This window comes from Caballeronia ptereochthonis (assembly GCF_001545075.1).
Lineage (GTDB): Bacteria > Pseudomonadota > Gammaproteobacteria > Burkholderiales > Burkholderiaceae > Caballeronia > Caballeronia ptereochthonis.
This window is the reverse complement of record NZ_FCOB02000009.1, coordinates 178407-194413: the sequence shown is the minus strand read 5'-3', so window position 1 is coordinate 194413 and position 16007 is coordinate 178407. Positions and strand designations below refer to the sequence as shown.

At 65.8% G+C, this 16007-nt stretch carries 15 protein-coding genes; 5 read left to right on the top strand and 10 right to left on the bottom strand.

Annotated elements, in window-relative coordinates; translation table 11 throughout:
* Positions 1 to 3: 3 nt before the first annotated feature.
* Complete coding sequence (locus tag AWB83_RS12025) at positions 4 to 1164, top strand: DUF1501 domain-containing protein (protein ID WP_087045487.1); 1161 nt, start codon at positions 4 to 6, stop codon at positions 1162 to 1164.
* A gap of 10 nt (positions 1165 to 1174) precedes the next feature.
* On the opposite strand, the gene AWB83_RS12020 is transcribed toward AWB83_RS12025, so the two are convergent.
* From AWB83_RS12020 to AWB83_RS12010, 3 genes are read right to left on the bottom strand one after another with little or no spacing between them, the layout of a single operon-like run.
* Positions 1175 to 1834, bottom strand: coding sequence for an ankyrin repeat domain-containing protein (locus AWB83_RS12020; protein ID WP_087045485.1), 660 nt, complete (start codon positions 1832 to 1834; stop codon positions 1175 to 1177).
* Positions 1835 to 1858: 24 nt separating this feature from the next.
* Positions 1859 to 2467, bottom strand: coding sequence for a c-type cytochrome (locus AWB83_RS12015; RefSeq protein WP_087045483.1), 609 nt, complete (start codon positions 2465 to 2467; stop codon positions 1859 to 1861).
* 1 nt (position 2468) lies between these two features.
* A complete protein-coding gene (locus AWB83_RS12010) occupies positions 2469 to 4208 on the bottom strand; it encodes a pyrroloquinoline quinone-dependent dehydrogenase (protein WP_087045481.1) in 1740 nt (579 codons plus the stop codon).
* Between the two features lie 352 nt (positions 4209 to 4560).
* On the opposite strand from AWB83_RS12010, the gene ydiK reads away from it, so the two are divergent.
* Positions 4561 to 5742: an AI-2E family transporter YdiK gene (gene ydiK / locus AWB83_RS12005; RefSeq protein ID WP_143750041.1), complete on the top strand. Its 1182-nt coding sequence runs from the start codon at positions 4561 to 4563 to the stop codon at positions 5740 to 5742.
* A 183-nt stretch (positions 5743 to 5925) separates the two neighbouring features.
* A complete protein-coding gene (locus AWB83_RS12000; RefSeq protein ID WP_244197682.1) occupies positions 5926 to 6459 on the top strand; it encodes a DUF6572 domain-containing protein in 534 nt (177 codons plus the stop codon).
* Between the two features lie 79 nt (positions 6460 to 6538).
* Here AWB83_RS12000 and AWB83_RS11995 read toward each other — a convergent pair whose 3' ends face one another.
* From AWB83_RS11995 to AWB83_RS11975, 5 genes are all read right to left on the bottom strand, one after another.
* A complete protein-coding gene (locus AWB83_RS11995; RefSeq protein WP_087045479.1) occupies positions 6539 to 7249 on the bottom strand; it encodes a hypothetical protein in 711 nt (236 codons plus the stop codon).
* Positions 7250 to 7366: 117 nt separating this feature from the next.
* Positions 7367 to 8488: an enoyl-CoA hydratase/isomerase family protein gene (locus AWB83_RS11990; RefSeq protein ID WP_087045583.1), complete on the bottom strand. Its 1122-nt coding sequence runs from the start codon at positions 8486 to 8488 to the stop codon at positions 7367 to 7369.
* Complete coding sequence (locus AWB83_RS11985) at positions 8485 to 9255, bottom strand: enoyl-CoA hydratase (RefSeq protein WP_087045477.1); 771 nt, start codon at positions 9253 to 9255, stop codon at positions 8485 to 8487. The genes AWB83_RS11990 and AWB83_RS11985 overlap by 4 nt, the downstream gene beginning before the upstream one ends.
* Positions 9256 to 9271: 16 nt before the next feature.
* On the bottom strand, positions 9272 to 10975 hold the full coding sequence (locus tag AWB83_RS11980; RefSeq protein ID WP_087045475.1) for an AMP-binding protein: 1704 nt from the start codon (positions 10973 to 10975) through the stop codon (positions 9272 to 9274).
* A 51-nt stretch (positions 10976 to 11026) separates the two neighbouring features.
* Entirely contained in the window at positions 11027 to 12160 is a 1134-nt protein-coding gene (locus tag AWB83_RS11975; RefSeq protein ID WP_087045581.1) for an acyl-CoA dehydrogenase family protein, read from the bottom strand.
* Between the two features lie 169 nt (positions 12161 to 12329).
* On the opposite strand from AWB83_RS11975, the gene AWB83_RS11970 reads away from it, so the two are divergent.
* Together AWB83_RS11970 and AWB83_RS36790 are read left to right on the top strand one after the other, a co-directional pair.
* On the top strand, positions 12330 to 13352 hold the full coding sequence (locus AWB83_RS11970) for an AraC family transcriptional regulator (protein ID WP_087045473.1): 1023 nt from the start codon (positions 12330 to 12332) through the stop codon (positions 13350 to 13352).
* 70 nt (positions 13353 to 13422) lie between these two features.
* Positions 13423 to 13575, top strand: a complete 153-nt coding sequence (locus AWB83_RS36790) for a hypothetical protein (protein WP_167389104.1) — start codon at positions 13423 to 13425, stop codon at positions 13573 to 13575.
* 29 nt (positions 13576 to 13604) lie between these two features.
* Here the strand turns inward: AWB83_RS36790 and AWB83_RS11960 are convergent, their stop codons facing one another.
* Together AWB83_RS11960 and AWB83_RS11955 are read right to left on the bottom strand one after the other, a co-directional pair.
* Positions 13605 to 14276, bottom strand: coding sequence for a hypothetical protein (locus AWB83_RS11960; RefSeq protein WP_167389103.1), 672 nt, complete (start codon positions 14274 to 14276; stop codon positions 13605 to 13607).
* Positions 14277 to 14519: 243 nt separating this feature from the next.
* Entirely contained in the window at positions 14520 to 15815 is a 1296-nt protein-coding gene (locus tag AWB83_RS11955; RefSeq protein ID WP_087045468.1) for an MFS family transporter, read from the bottom strand.
* Positions 15816 to 16007: the final 192 nt, after the last annotated feature.

Below are 16007 nucleotides of genomic sequence, written 5' to 3'. Positions count from 1 at the left end.
TCCATGCTCACGCGTCGCAGGTTTCTCTGGTGCGCGGGCGCGAGCGCCGGCGCGATGCTCGTCGCGCCGCAACTCGTCCTCGCATCCGCCGCGACCGACCGCCGCTTCGTGTTCGTGATCCAGCGCGGCGCGGCCGATGGCCTGAACATCGTCGTGCCTTACGGCGATCCGGCTTACGCGGCGCTGCGCGGGCCGCTCGCGATCGATGCCGCGACGGCCTCGAAGCTCGACGGCACGTTCGCGCTGCACCCGTCGCTCAAGGCGGCCGCGCAGATGTATCGCGACAAGCAGGCGCTGTTGGTGCACGCGGTCGCCTCGCCGTATCGCGAGCGCTCGCACTTCGATGGTCAGAACGTGCTCGAAACCGGCGGTAATGCCCCGTATCGGCTGAAGGACGGCTGGATGAACCGCCTGCTCGCGATGCTGCCCGCACTGAGCGCAAACCCGAATGCCGATGCCGTCGCGTTCGCGCCGACCGTGCCGCTCGCCCTGCGCGGCCGCGCGGAAGTGACCTCGTATGCGCCGTCGTCGCTGCCCCAGGCGCCCGACGATCTCATCATGCGAGTCTCGCAGCTCTATGCGGGCGATGCGCAGCTCCATCCGCTATGGGACGCCGCGATGCAGACGCGCGGCCTCGCCGCCGATGCGGGCGCGCGCCAGGACCCGGCGAGCCTCGGCAAGCTCGCGGCGGGCTTTCTGAGCAAGCCGGACGGCCCGCGCATCGCGATGATCGAAACCGGCGGCTGGGACACCCACAGCGCGCAGAACCCGCGCCTCGCCGCCCAACTGAAGGCGCTCGACACGATGCTCGCCGCCCTGCGCGACGGCCTGGGCGTTCATTGGGCGAACACCACGGTGCTGGTCGCGACCGAGTTCGGCCGCACGGCGGCGGCGAACGGCACGGGCGGCACGGATCACGGCACGGCGTCGGCGGCGATGATCGTCGGCGGCGCCGTGGCGGGCGGGCGCGTGCTGGCGGACTGGCCGGGGCTCGCGAATGCATCGCTGTATCAGGCGCGCGATCTCAGGCCGACCATCGGGCTCGACGCCGTGATCGCCGGCGCGGCGGGCGAGACCTTCGGGCTCGATCCGCAGCGCGTCGGCGCGACGCTCTTTCCGGAGGCGGGCGGCCAGAGGCTTGCACAGCGCATCCTGAAAGCCTGATCCGGCGACGTCACCCTTTCGACAGCAACGACGCCACGCGCGCCGAGCCGGTCCGCTCGGCGATGTCCTTCGCGGTCATGCCGCGATCGTCGCGCAGGTCGCGTTTCGCGCCGCGCGCGAGCAGCATCGACGCCGTCTCTTCCTGATCGTAGCCCGCCGCCCACATGAGCGCGGTCAGATGATTGCGATAGGCGGCGTTCACATCGACGCCCGCATCGAGCAGACGTTTCACGACGGCCGTATGCCCGCGCCCGGCCGCGTACTCCATCGCGGTCTTGCCGACGCGGTCGGTCGCCGTGACGTCCGCGTGATGCGCGAGCAGCAGCGCGGCGATTTCGTCGTTGCCGTCGAACGCCGTGGCCATGAGCGGCGTGATGCCCTGCACATCGGCCTGGCTCACGTTGGCGCCGCGCTCGATCAGCATGCGCGCCAGCGGCGTCAAGCCTTTCTTGCACGCGCTGATGAGCGGCGTGTCGCCGATCCGGTTGCGCGAATCGATCGCCGCGCCTTCATCGAGCAGGCGCGTGACGGCCGTCTGATCGCCGTCGCGCGCGGCGCCCAGCAATCGTTCTTTGAGGGTGTAGGCATCTTGTTCCGCATGCGCGGCCGCGCACGGGAGCGTCATCGACAAAGCCAGTGCGAGCAAGGTGCAGCGAAGGGTTCTTGTCATCGTTATGGCCGCCTTCGTGAAGCGTCATTGCAGATTGGCGATGTAGTTCGCCAGATTCTCGATGTCCTCGTCCGACAGATTCTTCGACACGCTCGTCATGTTGCCCGCGTCGTTGGTGCGCTTTTTCGCGCGATAGTCCTGCAGCTGCTTGACGATGTACGCGTACTGCTGCCCCGCCACGCGCGGGATCTCGTTCTGCCCCGAGAAGCCGCCGAGATGGCACATCGTGCAGAGAATCTCCTCCGACTTCTTCCTGCCCGCCGCGACCTTCACCGGGTCCGCCTTGAAGTCGGTGGCGACGGGTTTTTGCGCGGCGAAATAGTCAGCGAGGTCGTGCATGTCATCGGGCGAGAGATTCGCGGCCATCGGCGACATGCGCGGGTCGCTGCGGCGGCCCGCCTTGAAGTCGCGCAGTTCCAGATAGATGTAGCGCGACGTCTGCCCCGCGAGCGACGGATAGTCACCCGTGGTCGAGTTGCCCGCCAGCCCGTGACACGTCGTGCAGACGGCGGCCTTGGCCGCTCCCGCCTGCGCATCCGCGCGAGAGAACGACGGCAGCGACAGCAGCAGGCACGCAACGATCCACAGCGCGTACACCAGCCATACGCGCACGCGTTTCGAGCGCGTCATCATCTCAAGGCAGCGCGAACACGAGCAGGCTGTTGCCGCGCTTGAAGTCGAGTTGCGTATTGCCGCCGGCCGCCACCGCGATGTACTGCTTGCCGTTCACCATGTATGAGACCGCCGGCGCATTGACGCCCGCGCCGCACTGAAACTCCCAGAGCTTGCGGCCGCTGGCGGCGTCGAAGGCGCGGAACAGGCCATTGCCTTCGCCGTTGAAGACGAGCCCGCCCGCCGTCGCGAGCACGCCGCCGATCAGCGGCTGATCCGTCTTGTAGCCCCACGCGATCTTGCCGGTATCGACGTTCACCGCGACGAGCCTGCCCCATTGCTGCTCGGACGGAATCACCTTGAACGCGCCGCCCAGCCACAGCTTGCCGCCGGGATACGACGCTTCCTCGACCTGATACGTCATCGGCTGATGCAGGTTGGCCGCGTAGGCGAGGCGCGTCTTCGGACTGAAGGCCATCGGCGACCATTCGACGCCGCCGTTCGCGCCCGGCAGCATGCGCGCGCCGGCCGGCGTCGGCAGCGTCCAGACGCCTTCCTGCGGAATCATCGCTTCCGACACGCGGATCAGGCGTCCGTCGCGGCGGTCGTGCACATAGACGAAGCCGGTCTTGCCGCCGTGGATCACGCCGGGAATCATCTGCCCGTTCTTGTCCTTCACATCGGCGAGGATCGGCGGGCTGACCGCGTCGAGATCCCACACGTCGTGCGCGATGTACTGGTAGTGCCACTTGTACTTGCCCGTATCGAGCTCGATTGCGACGAGCGAATCGGTATAGAGATTGTCGCCGGGGCGAATCGCGCCATAGAGGTCCGGCGACGGATTGCCGACCACGAAGTACACCGTGCGTGTCTGACGATCGATCGCGGGCGCCATCCATACGCCGCCGCCGAGCGTCTTGTTGAAGTCGCCGCCCATCTCCGCGAGCGTCTTTTTCTCGGCCGCGATGTCGCGCTTCATGTTGCGGCCGACGGCATCGTTCTCGGCCCACACGCCTTCGCTTCCGGTATCGGGAATCGTGTAGAACGTCCACAGCAGTTGGCCGGAGTTCGCGTCGAAGGCCTTCACGAAGCCGCGTATGCCGTATTCGCCGCCGTTCGTGCCGATTAGCACCTTGTCCTCGACGACGACCGGCGCCATCGTCTCCGAATACCCGAGCTCGGGATCGGCGATCTGCGTCGACCACAGCACGTTGCCCGTCTTCGCGTCGAGCGCGACGAGCTTCGAATCGAGCGTGCCCATGAAGAGACGGTTGCCGGAGATCGCGACGCCGCGATTGTTCGGCCCGCAGCAGAAGGTCGTGACCGGCCCCATCTTGTGCTTGTAATGCCAGAACTCCTTGCCGGTGACCGCGTCTATCGCATAGACATGGTTGTACGACGTGGTGAGGAACATCACGCCGTTCGAGACGATCGGCGCGGTTTCCATCGATTCCATCACCGCGGTCTGGAAGATGAAGGCGGGCTTCAGCTTCGCCACGTTCGACGTGTTGATCTGCGTTGCGGGCGCATAACGCGTTTCCGCATACGAGCCGTTCGAGTGCAGCCACGAGGCTGTGTCGCCCGCCGCGCCGTCGAGCTGCTGCTGCGAGATGGGTCGCAGCGAAGCCGGCACTGGCGAGGCCTGCGTCGTGTCGGCGTTCTTGATTTCGTCCGCGGCGCCCGCTCCGGGCGATGTCACGCTTCCGAAAGCCCCGAATGCAACAATGAGCGGAACGAGCGAGGTACGGGAAAAACCGGCCATGTCAGTCTCCCAAATCGTTCTTGTTGCGTTCTCGTAGTGCGCGGCGGGGCATGCGTGCCCTCTTCTGCGCCCGCAAAAAAGAATAGGCAATTTGATGGCGCATTTCCAGGCATTACCGAAGCGCTTCGTTCGATATGCCTCGCATCGCGTGAAGGGAAATTCAGGGGAAGGTGCGTCACGATTTTTAGTAGTATGGATTGCAGTGACGCTATGATGGCGCCGGTCAATGCATGAAGCGCCTTGCCGACGCACCGGCTTTCGCCTGTCGCCTTTCGCCTGTTCATCTTCCCGTGCGCGCCGCGTATTGCGTTTTATTCTCGCCGCGCCGGCACTCACCGCCAACGAACGCATCATGCCAATCCCATCCAGCGGCCAGCCGAATCCGAATCCGCCGAATCCACGTCAACCAGTGGATATCGCCCGCATCCTGCTCGTCATCACGATCCTCACCGCGCTGACGGTCGGCAGCCTCTATGTCCTGCGCCCGTTTCTGCCGGGCCTGATCTGGGCGACGACGATCGTCGTCGCGACCTGGCCGCTGATGATCGCCGTGCAGCGGCGTTGCGGCAACCGCCGCTGGATCGCGACGAGCGTGATGCTGCTCGGGCTCCTGATCGTCATCGTGCTGCCGCTCTATTCAGCCATCTCGACGCTCGCGCTGCATGGCGGCGAGATCATGGCGGCCATCAAGAGCCTGCCGACCTACGCGCTGCCGCCCCCGCCCGGCTGGGTGCACGACGTGCCGCTCGCGGGCCAGCGCGTCGCAAAGGAGTGGCAGTCGCTTTCGGACGCCGGCCCCGGCGGCCTGCTCGCCAAGCTCGAGCCCTACGTGACGATCGCCGCGCGCTGGATGCTCTCGCACGCCGCCGTGGTCGGCGTGTTCGTGATGCACATGGCCATCACCATCATCATTTCGGGCATCCTGTACATGAACGGCGAAGCGGCGGCCCGCTTCGTGGTGCGCTTCGCGACGCGCATCGCGGCGCAGCGCGGCGCCGAGGCCGTCAAGCTCGCCGGCCTCGCGATTCGCGCGGTGGCGCTCGGCATCGTCGTGACGGCGGTCACGCAGTCGGCGCTGGGCGGCATCGGGCTCGCGGTCGCGGGCGTTCCCGCCGCGGGCATCATCACGGCGGTCATGCTGATGCTGTGCCTCGCGCAGATCGGGCCGCTCCTGCCGCTGCTCGGCGGCGTCGGCTGGCTGTTCTGGCACGATTCGCATATCGCCGCGGCGCTGCTGCTCGTGTGGTCGATCATGATCGCCATGCTCGACAATTTTTTACGACCGATGCTCATCAAGCGCGGCGTCAACCTTTCGATGCTTCTGATCCTTTCCGGCGTGCTCGGCGGCATGTTTGCGTTCGGAATAGTCGGATTGTTCATCGGGCCGGTGATTCTCGCGGTGACATCGACGATCCTGAACGCGTGGATCAACGAGCAGCCGCCGCTGCCGCAAGTCGAGGCGATGAGTCACGAAGTACTCGCCAAATCCGCGTCCACGCAGGATCTCGCGGAAGCATCGAGAAGGCAGTCGTGATTTGAAGCGCCATGAAGTTTCTCGTATTTTCGGAGAGCAATCAGACTGCACTTAAATCAGAAATTCGGAGTCTTACGAAAATGAGATTGCGATGCCGCTAACACGGTGTTTCACGATTATTTGGCGGTGTATATCCGTTACAATGCACTCCTTTGTGATTTGCCCGTTTGAGGGCGTAGGGGAATGACCATGTCTCTGCGCGACGTGGACGCCATCGATTACATCGGAGTGAATGTGCTTTTCAAGCGCGTATATGTCGCGCTCTTCGACGATCTCGACTGGCGCGAAGAACAAGCTCATCAAAAGGCTCTGACGAAAAAGATCGACCGCTACATCAGTTATTTTCGCTCCGGTCAATTGCTGTTGAATTACCCGAAGGTTCGCGGCTATGAGATCGTGATCGAATATGTATCGACGCATCCGATGACGCCCACCGCGCTTGAGTTCTGGAAGACCCGCGAGCGCGTCATCGCCGATGCCGGATACAAGGTGCATATTCGCGGCGTGGACGTGCGCCGCAGTCTCGGCATCGCCGTGGAAGAACCGAAGACCATCGCAGCGGAGCCGGTCGAGCCGCCCGCGCTCGACGTCCTCGGCCCAGCCCCGATCGAACGCCTTGCCGACATTTCCTATCTCCCGCCGTTGCCACCCAGGTCGCGCCGGAAGCAGCCGTTGCCCCTTCTCAGTCGTCTTGCGATGCGCCAGGCGGCGATCTAGCACATGCGCTGAATTCAAAGCGAAACGGCAAGGCTCATGGGCCTTGCCGCTTTTTTTGCTGTGAGCGCAGGACGTCAGATCACTTCGCGCCGCTCAAGGCGGAAGTCGCGATCGATGGAATCGAGATGCCGTTGGTTTTCGCGTATTGCACCGCCTGCGTGAGCGTCTGCACGAGCGATTGCAGCTGGCCCGGTGCGGACTGCGCGATATAGGTCGCCGCCTGCGCCGTCCCCGGATTCGAGCCGGCCTGCAGCAGCGACGACATGTTCATCGAGTTCTTCACGGAGCCGAGGTCCGATTGCAGGCCCGCGTACTGTTTCACGCCCTGCCCCAATGACGCGAGACCGTCGCTGAAGGTCTGCTTGTTCGCGGCCGTGGGCGGCGTCGTGGAGCCGCTCGAAAACGCCTGCATCAGCGATTGCGACACGCTCTGCTGCGTGCCTCCGAGTTGCGACAGCACGCTCGTGCTCGGCACGCCGCTGCCGCCCGACGCGCCCGACAGCAATCCCGCCGCCGACTGCGCCTGACTGGCGACGCTGGACATGCCCATCGCCGATGCGAGGCTCGACTGTCCGGAAAGCACCTGCTGATTCGCGCCGAGGTAGTTCTGCACGAGCGAATTCAATGCCGACGGCTGCGCCGCGCCGTTCGCGCCGGCGGCGACCTCCGACTTGCCGCTGCCGAAACCGAATTGCTGGAGATTGAGTTGTGCGTATGCGGCGGCCGGTGCAATCAGCGCGAATGCGATGCCGGCCGACAGAAGCGCGATCCGTGATGAACGGTTCGGCATGATCGGTCCTCCCTGTGAATTGTCCGATGAAGAATGAGCCCATTCGACCACCGGTCATTTCGACGGTTCGCCTCGAGCGCGCCCGATTTACATTTGTTTGCGAATTCCGTCAGGAGATTATGCGCCGAGATCGGCGAGCGGATGCATTTCGCGGCGCCACGGGGAAGAAAGAAAATGCTGCACGCGCTCGGCCCGTACTTGCGCGAGCGTCGTCGGCGCGAAACGCGGCTGTTCGTCCTTGTCGATGATGAGCGCACGCACGCCTTCGACGAAATCGCCGTCGTCGATCGCGCGGTACACGATGCCCAGCTCCATGCGAAAGCAATCCGCAAGCGGCATCTGACGGCCGCGCATCAAGGCGTGGCAAGTCACTTCGAGCATCGTCGGCGAATGGCCTTTCAGCGTCGCGAGCGTCGCGCGCGACCAGTCGTTATCGGTATCGGCCGCGAGCGATGCGACGATGCGCTCCACGCCGCCCGTCGCGCACACGGAGAAATGCCGTCTGATCTGCGCGCGGAGATCATCGAGCGGCGCGTGGCGCTCGATATTGGCGCTCGGCACGAAGACGCGCTTCAGCGGCGTCATTGCATCCTGCGAATCGTCCCAGCGAACTTTTTCGAGACGCTCAACGAAGCCGCTCAGCCACGAGGACGGCACGCATTCGTCCGCGAGCCCGACGCGCCTTGCATCGGCGCCGGTAAGACGCGCGCCGGTCAGCCCGACGTAAAGCGCGAGATCGCGCGGCAGCACGCGCAGGAAATGCGTCGCGCCGACATCCGGCAGCAAGCCGATGCGCGTTTCCGGCATCGCCATGCGCGTGCGCTCGGTGGCGATGCGCAGCGCGGCGCCCTGCGCGAGCCCCATGCCGCCGCCCATCACGATGCCGTCCATCAACGCGATCACCGGCTTGCGAAAACGATGCACGGTGTAGTCGAGCCGGTACTCGTCGATGAAGAATTTCAGCCACGGCGTCTCGTGGCGCGGATCGTTGCGCGCGGCGTGATAGAGCTTGCGCACGTCGCCGCCGGCGCAGAACGCCTTGTCGCCCGCGCCGCGCAGCACGACCGCGACGATCGCATCGTCCTCGGCGCATTGCGCGAGGATTTCGCTGAGCAGCGCGATCATGTCGTGCGACAGCGCGTTCAATGCATGCGGCCGGTCGAGCGTGACGATGGCCACGCGGTTGACGACCTCGAAGCCGACTTCCGGCGTGTCGCGCAAGAGTCCCGGCGTGCTCATGATGCGCTCCACCGCGGCTTGCGCTTCTCCAGAAACGCGGCGACGCCTTCACGCTGATTCGCGCCATCGAAAAGATCGACGAAGCGTTCGCGCTCGAGCGCCAAAGCCGCGCGGCGCGGCACGCCTTCGCGCGCGGCGTGGATCAGCGGCTTCGAATACGCGACGGCGTCCGGGCTCATCGACGCCGCGCGTTCCGCGATCTTCGACGCGGCCTCGTACGCGCCGCCGCTCGCCACCACCTCCTCGACGAGTCCGATGCGCAACGCGGTGGCCGCATCGATACGCTCGCCCGTCAGGATGATGCGCTTCGCCCATCCCTCGCCGACGAGCCACGGCAGCGTCTGCGTGCCGCAGCCGCAGGGCAGCAGTCCGACCGACGCCTCCGGCAGCGCCATCTGCGCATGTTCCTCGGCGATGCGCATGTCGCACGCGAGCGCGCACTCGAGGCTGCCGCCCATCGCGTAGCCGTTGATCGCGGCGATGGTCACGGCGCGCGCATTCTGCAGCGCCTCGAACGCCGCGCCGAAGCGCCGCGCGGCGACGCGCGCGTGCGCCTTGTCGCCGTCGGCGAACTGATTGAGGTCGGCACCCGCGCTGAAGAACCTGGAGCCCGCGCCCGTCACGATGATCGCGCGGACCTGCGCATCGCGGTTCAGGTTGTCGACGGTTTCCTTCAGCGCGGCCAGCGCTTCGGCGGTGAACGCGTTGGCCGGCGGCCGGTTCAGGCGAATCGTGACGGTCGCACCGTCGCGCGTGACATCGATCATCGTGGAGATTCCTTTTTTAATCGGCCTTGCTCGTCTGACGCAGCTCCGGGAAATCCTCTTCCCAGAACTCGAACTCGCCACGCGCGCCGTCCTGCGTGCGCGCCGCTTCCTGCCTGCGCAGATCGACGCGGCGGATCTTGCCGGAGATCGTCTTAGGCAATTCGGCGAATTCCAGACGGCGGATGCGCTTGTACGGCGCGAGCCGCTCGCGCGAGAACGCGAACACGCTCTTCGCGAGATCCGGTCCGATGGTGTAGCCGTGGCGCAGCGTGACGAACGCCTTCGGCACCGACAGCCGCAGCGGATCGGGACTCGGCACGACGGCCGCTTCCGCGATCGCCTCGTGCTCGATCAGCACGCTTTCCAGTTCGAACGGGCTCAGCCGATAGTCCGACGACTTGAACACGTCGTCCGCGCGGCCCACGTAGACGAAGTAGCCGTCCGCGCCGCGCGCCGCGACATCGGAGGTGCGATAGAAGCCGCCGCGCATCGCGTTTTCGGTGGCCTTGGGATTGTCGGCGTAACCGGTCATCAGGCCGAGCGGCGGCGGATCGAGCGCGAGCGCGATCTCGCCCTCTTCCGCCGGATGCCCGTCGGGATCGAGCAACGCCACTCGATAACCCGGCAGCGGACGCCCCATCGAACCCGGCACGAGCCGCTGTCCAGGCGTATTGGCGATCTGCGCGGTAGTCTCCGTCTGGCCGTAGCCGTCGCGGATCGGCACGCCCCACGCCGCCTGCACGCGTTCGACCACTTCGGGATTGAGCGGCTCGCCCGCGCCGACGATCTCGCGCAGCTTCACCTCGTACGACGCGAGCGGCTCCTGCACGAGCATGCGCCACACGGTCGGCGGCGCGCAGAGCGTGGTGACTTCGTGTTTCACGAGCACATCGAGGGCGCGCGCGGCGTCGAAGCGGCTGAAGTTGTAGATGAAGACGCACGCCTGCGCATTCCACGGCGCGAAGAAGCAGCTCCACGCGTGCTTCGCCCAGCCGGGCGAGCTGATGTTCCAGTGCACATCGCCGGGTTGGAGGCCGATCCAGTACATCGTCGAGAGATGACCGACCGGGTAGCTCTGATGCGTATGCGCGACGAGCTTGGGCTTGGAAGTCGTGCCCGAGGTGAAGTACAGCAGATACGGATCGTTGGCGTTCGTTGCGCCATCCGTAGCAAACGAGGGCGAAGCGTCGTAAGCGGCCTCGTAGGCGAGCCAGGCCTCCTGCGCGCCGCCCACCGCGATCCGCAATCCCGGCACGTCGATGCCGTCGAACTTCTGCGTCTCGCCCGTATCGACGATCACGTGCTGCACCCGGCCGAGCGTCATGCGCTCGCGCAGGTCGGCGGGCGCGAGCTGCGTGGTCGCGGGCAGCACGATCGCGCCGAGCTTCATCGCGGCGAGCATCGTTTCCCACAGCTCGACACGGTTCGGCAGCATCAGCAGAATGCGCTCGCCGCGCCGCACGCCCAGGCCGCGCAAGTGATTCGCGACGCGCGCGGAACGCTCGCTCATCTGCGCGAACGACAGAATCGTCTCTCCGCTCTCATTGACGATATGCAGCGCGGGCGCGTCGTTGCCGCGCGCCATCGGATCGAAGTAATCGAGCGCCCAGTTGAAGCGCTCGAGTGACGGCCATTTGAAGTCGCGATACGCGGTGTCGTAGTCGGTGCGATGAGCAAACAGAAAGTCTCGTGCATCGATGAATGCCTGGGCCGGGTTCATTGCGTCTCCATGTCCTGCATGTTGTTATCGAGTTGCCTGCTCAACCGGATTTCAAACGTTCCGCGCGATCACCATGCGCTGCACTTCGTTCGTGCCTTCGTAGATCTGCGTGATGCGCGCATCGCGATAGTGACGCTCCACCGGATAGTCCTGCAGATAGCCATAGCCGCCGTGAATCTGGATCGCGTCCGAACATACGCGCTCCGCCATCTCCGATGCATAGAGCTTCGCCTGCGAAGCCTCCGACAGACACGCGATGCCTTCCGTGCGCATGCGCGCCGCATGATGCACGAGCAGGCGCGCGGCGTTGATCTGCGTCTGCATGTCGGCGAGCATGTTCGCGACCGACTGGTGCTCGTGGATCGGCTTGCCGAACTGCACGCGCTCCCTCGCGTAGGCGCGCGCCGCATCGAAGGCCGCGCGCGCGATGCCCAGCGCCTGCGCCGCGATGCCGATGCGCCCGCCCTCCAGGTTCGACAGCGCGATCTTCAACCCTTCGCCGCGTTTGCCGAGCAGATTGGCGGCGGGAATCGCGCAATCGTCGAAGGTGATCGGGCAGGTGTCCGACGCGCGGATGCCGAGCTTGTGCTCCGGCGCGCCGACGTTGAAGCCGGGCGTGTTCGTCGGCACGATGAAGGCCGAAATGCCGCGCTTGCCCTGATCGGGATCCGTGACGGCGAAGACGATCGCCACGCCCGCGCGCCGGCCGTTGGTCACGAACTGCTTGCTGCCGGAGATCACCCAATTGCCGTCTTTCTCGACGGCGCGCACGCGCAGATTGTTCGCCTCCGAGCCCGCCTGCGGCTCGGTCAGGCAGAACGCGCCGATGATCTCGCCGCTCGCGAGCTTCGGCAGCCATTCGGCCTTCTGCGCATCGCTGCCGTACGCGAGAATCGGCCCGCAGCCGACCGAGTTGTGCACGCTCATCATCGTGGCGCATGACGCGCAGCCCGAGGCGATCTCTTCCATCGCCAGCGCGTACGCGGTGTAGTCGCTGTAGGTGCCGCCGAGCTCGGCGGGCACGATCATGCCGAGCAGGCCGAGTTCGCCCATCTGCCTGACGACGGCGTCGGGAATGGCGCCGTCCTTGTCCCACTGGCCCGCGTTCGGCGCGAGCACTTCGGTTGCGAACTGGCGCGCCGCGTCGCGGATCATGCGCTGCTCTTCGGTAAGGAATGGGTCGATCATGTTCGGGATCTGAAGAAAGGAGCCAGGACGGCGTCGTGCGGCATCGATCGTTTAAACTTTCTGGCCGCCGCCGGGCGGATGGGCCGTCTGAGCACGAGTCTAGGCAATCGCCGGACGTTAGCCGATGCCCAAAACGATCACGCTAACTGAGCGCTTTGGCCACCTAGTGACAACCCCACCCCCCGGAAGAAACATCGAGCGCGGCTCGATCTCGGTCAGTCTCGTCGAGGCGGCCTTGCGCTGCGCCGAGGCGCGCGGCGTCGCGCGCGAAACCCTGCTGGCCGCCGCGGGCATCGCGCCGGCGACGCTCGAATCGCCGCGGGCGCGGGTCTCGCCCGTGCAGTACGGCAAGCTCTGGAACGCCACCGCCGATGCGCTCGACGACGAGTTCTTCGGCCAGGATGCGCACCCGATGCGCCGCGGCAGCTTCGTGCTGCTGTGTCACGCCGCGCTATCGTCGCGCGACGGCGCGCAGGCGCTCGCGCGCATCGCCAGCTTCATGCGCCTCGTGCTCGACGAATTGCGCTTCGAACCCGACATCGACGGCAAGCGCGTGCGCATCTGGCTCGATGACTCGGGCGAGCCCAAAACCATGTTCGCCTACGCGACGGGCTTCATCCTCGTGTATGGCCTGCTCTGCTGGCTCGTCGGGCGGCGCATTCCGGTGCTCGCCGCGCATCTGCGCTGTCCCGAGCCCGACGCGAGCGACGAATACCGGCTCATGTTCTGCGACGACATGCGCTTCGGCGAGCCGCGCTCGTTCGTGGATCTGTCCGCGCAATGCGCGGCGCTGCCGGTCGTGCAGACACCCGCCACGCTCAGGCGCTTCCTGCGCGATGCGCCCGCCAATTTCATCGTGAAGTACCGCAACCCGGATTCGCTCGCGGCGCGCATCAGGACGCGCCTGCGGCAGACCGCGCCGACCGACTGGCCGGAAGCGGAGAGCATCGCCGCCGCGCTCAACATGGCGGAGGCGACACTCAGGCGCCGGCTGAAGCAGGAAGGGCTGACGTATCAGACGATCAAGGACGCGCTGCGGCGCGATCTCGCGATTGCGCGGCTCGCGCATACGCGGGAAACGATCCCGCAAATCGCGGATGCGCTCGGATTCGCGGAGCCAAGCGCGTTCCGGCGTGCATTCAGGAAGTGGACGGGCGTGCGCCCCGCGGATTACCGGCGCGAGCGCTGACTGCGCGGGATGATCGAGACTGCTATATTGAATGTTGAATGATCCACGAAACCGCATCACGGAGCGCACCATGACCAAGCCCAGCCGAGATGATCGTTCGAAGCAGGATCTGCCCGACGAAGACGAATTGCTCGACGAGGCGCTGGATGAAACCTTCCCGGCGAGCGATCCGATCGCCGTGCATCCCGAGCCTGAAACCCGCGAGGACGGCAAGAAGAAGTAAGCGGACGCGAGGCGCGCCGCTCGCCAGCGCTACTCGCCCGACTCTGGCTCGTCCGGACTCGCCAGCAGCGTGACGAGCTTCTCGACATGCTGGTGGAGCAGCTTGACGTGCTTGTCGATCTGCTCGATACGCCCCGTCAGGTCGGCCTTCGCGGATTCGCTCATGCGGTCCGACGCGAGCAGTTCGTCCACCTTGGGCTGCATCGCCTCGACCTGCAGCAGCCCCAGCTGGCGCTCGAGGCGGCGCAAATCCTGTGACAGCAGATCGCGATTCTTGCGGAACAGCAGATCGCGGCGGTTGGCTTCGGCCTGTTGCTGGGCGAGATCGGCCACGCGACGCGTCGCCTCGGTCTGGGAAAGCAGCGGCTCCGGGCCGCGCAGCACGGAGCGCTTCGGCGCGGGATGCGCCGTGCCGCGAAACACCGCCATCGGCGTTTCCTCGTCGAGTGCGCGCTGGGCCTCGGGCGGAACCTCGTCGGCGGTGCGGCGCTCGTCCATCCAGTGCGGCGGCAAGCCCGTCACGAGCTCGATCCCCCGCACGAATTCCTCGTTGAAGTCGCGATGTCCGGCGACGATGAGCTTCATGAACGACGGCGAGAAGTTCATCATGCGCGCGAGGCGCCCGGCGCCTCCCGGCGAACCGACCAGTACGCCCAGGTTGGCGCGCCAGACAAGAAACAGCGTTTCGTCGAAATCTTCCATGAACAGGCTCCAGGCGGACCGATGCGCCCCGCATCGCGCATCGGCGTTGCGCGTGGCGGCTCCGCCCGCATGCATATCCGGTTCCCGATTACCGTCGCGCGCCGTGGCCGGCGCGCCGTCTACATAACGCATAAAACACCATACTACCTTCATCGGCAAGCCGGGCGGACATCAGGGCCCGCCCAGGCTGTGAACGTCCGGCGTGGCCGCGACACCACGGCCATCGGCACGCCGCCGCCAGGCTTACGGCACGTTGCGCAAATAGCCTTCCTTGCTCGGGTCGAGCATGCGGAAGGAGACGACGAGCGAGATGAAGCACATCAGCGTGACGTACCAGAAGAACGCGGATTCGTTGCCCGCCGACTTCAGCCACAGCGCGACGTATTCCGCCGAGCCGCCGAACACCGCGTTGGCGACGGCATACGACAGGCCGACGCCCAGCGCGCGCACTTCCGGCGGAAACATTTCCGCCTTGATGAGGCCGCTGATCGACGTGTAGAAGCTCACGATCGCGAGCGCGATCACGACCAGCACGAACGCCATGACCGGGCTCGTCACGCTGGAGAGCGCGTGCAGCAGCGGCACGGTGCCGATGGTCGCGAGGCCGCCGAACCAGAGCATCGACGCGCGCCGGCCGATGCGGTCCGAGAGCGCGCCGAACAGCGGCTGCAGCAGCATGTAGACGAGGAGCGCCACGGTCATCACGTTACTGGCCGTCTTGGCGTGCATGCCGGCCGTGTTGACCAGGTACTTCTGCATGTAGGTGGTGAACGTGTAGAAGATGAGCGAGCCGCCCGCCGTGAAGCCCACCACGGTCATGAATGCGGCCTTGTGCTGCATCAGACCCGCGAGCGTGCCAGCCTCCTTGCGATGGCGCGTCTCGGCGGTCGAGGTTTCGTCGAGCGAGCGGCGCAGATACAGCGAGACCAGCGCCGCGCACGCGCCGATGAAGAACGGAACGCGCCAGCCCCATGCCTTCAGCTCTTCCGTCGAGAGGAATAGTTGCAGTATCACGAGCACGAGCAGCGCGGCGAGCTGCCCGCCGATCAGCGTCACGTACTGGAACGACGCGAAGAAGCCGCGGCGGCCGCGCAGCGCCACTTCACTCATGTAGGTCGCGCTGGTGCCGTACTCGCCGCCCACCGACAGGCCCTGGAACAAGCGCGCAATCAGCAGCAGGAACGGCGCCCACGCGCCGATCGTCGCGTAGGTCGGCAGGAAGGTGATGACGAGCGAGCCGCCGCACATCATCAGGACGGAGATCATCATCGCGTTGCGGCGGCCGTGCTTGTCGGCGATGCGGCCGAACAGCCAGCCGCCGATCGGGCGCATCAGGAAGCCCGCTGCGAACACGCCCGCGGTGTTGAGCAGCTGCACGGTCGGATTGCCGCCCGGAAAGAACGCCGCCGAAAAGTACAGTGCGAGGAACGAGTAGATGTAGAAGTCGAACCACTCGACGAGGTTGCCCGACGAGGCGCCGACGATCGCGAAAACGCGGCGCCGGGTGTCCTCTGCGGTATAAGCGGGAAGGTCGGTCATATTGTTTCTTGGCTCTTGATCACTGACTGGATGCTTTTCCCGGGGCTCGTGCGACCCCGGTCCGGGCGCTCTTGGCGGCGTTCGGGCGCAAGTTTATACGACGATCCGCGCAAAGGCGCGTGATCGTCGGGCATGAAACGGAGGGCTTTGCGGGCCGAAAATGCGCGTTGCCGCTGCCGCACGCGCTGACGC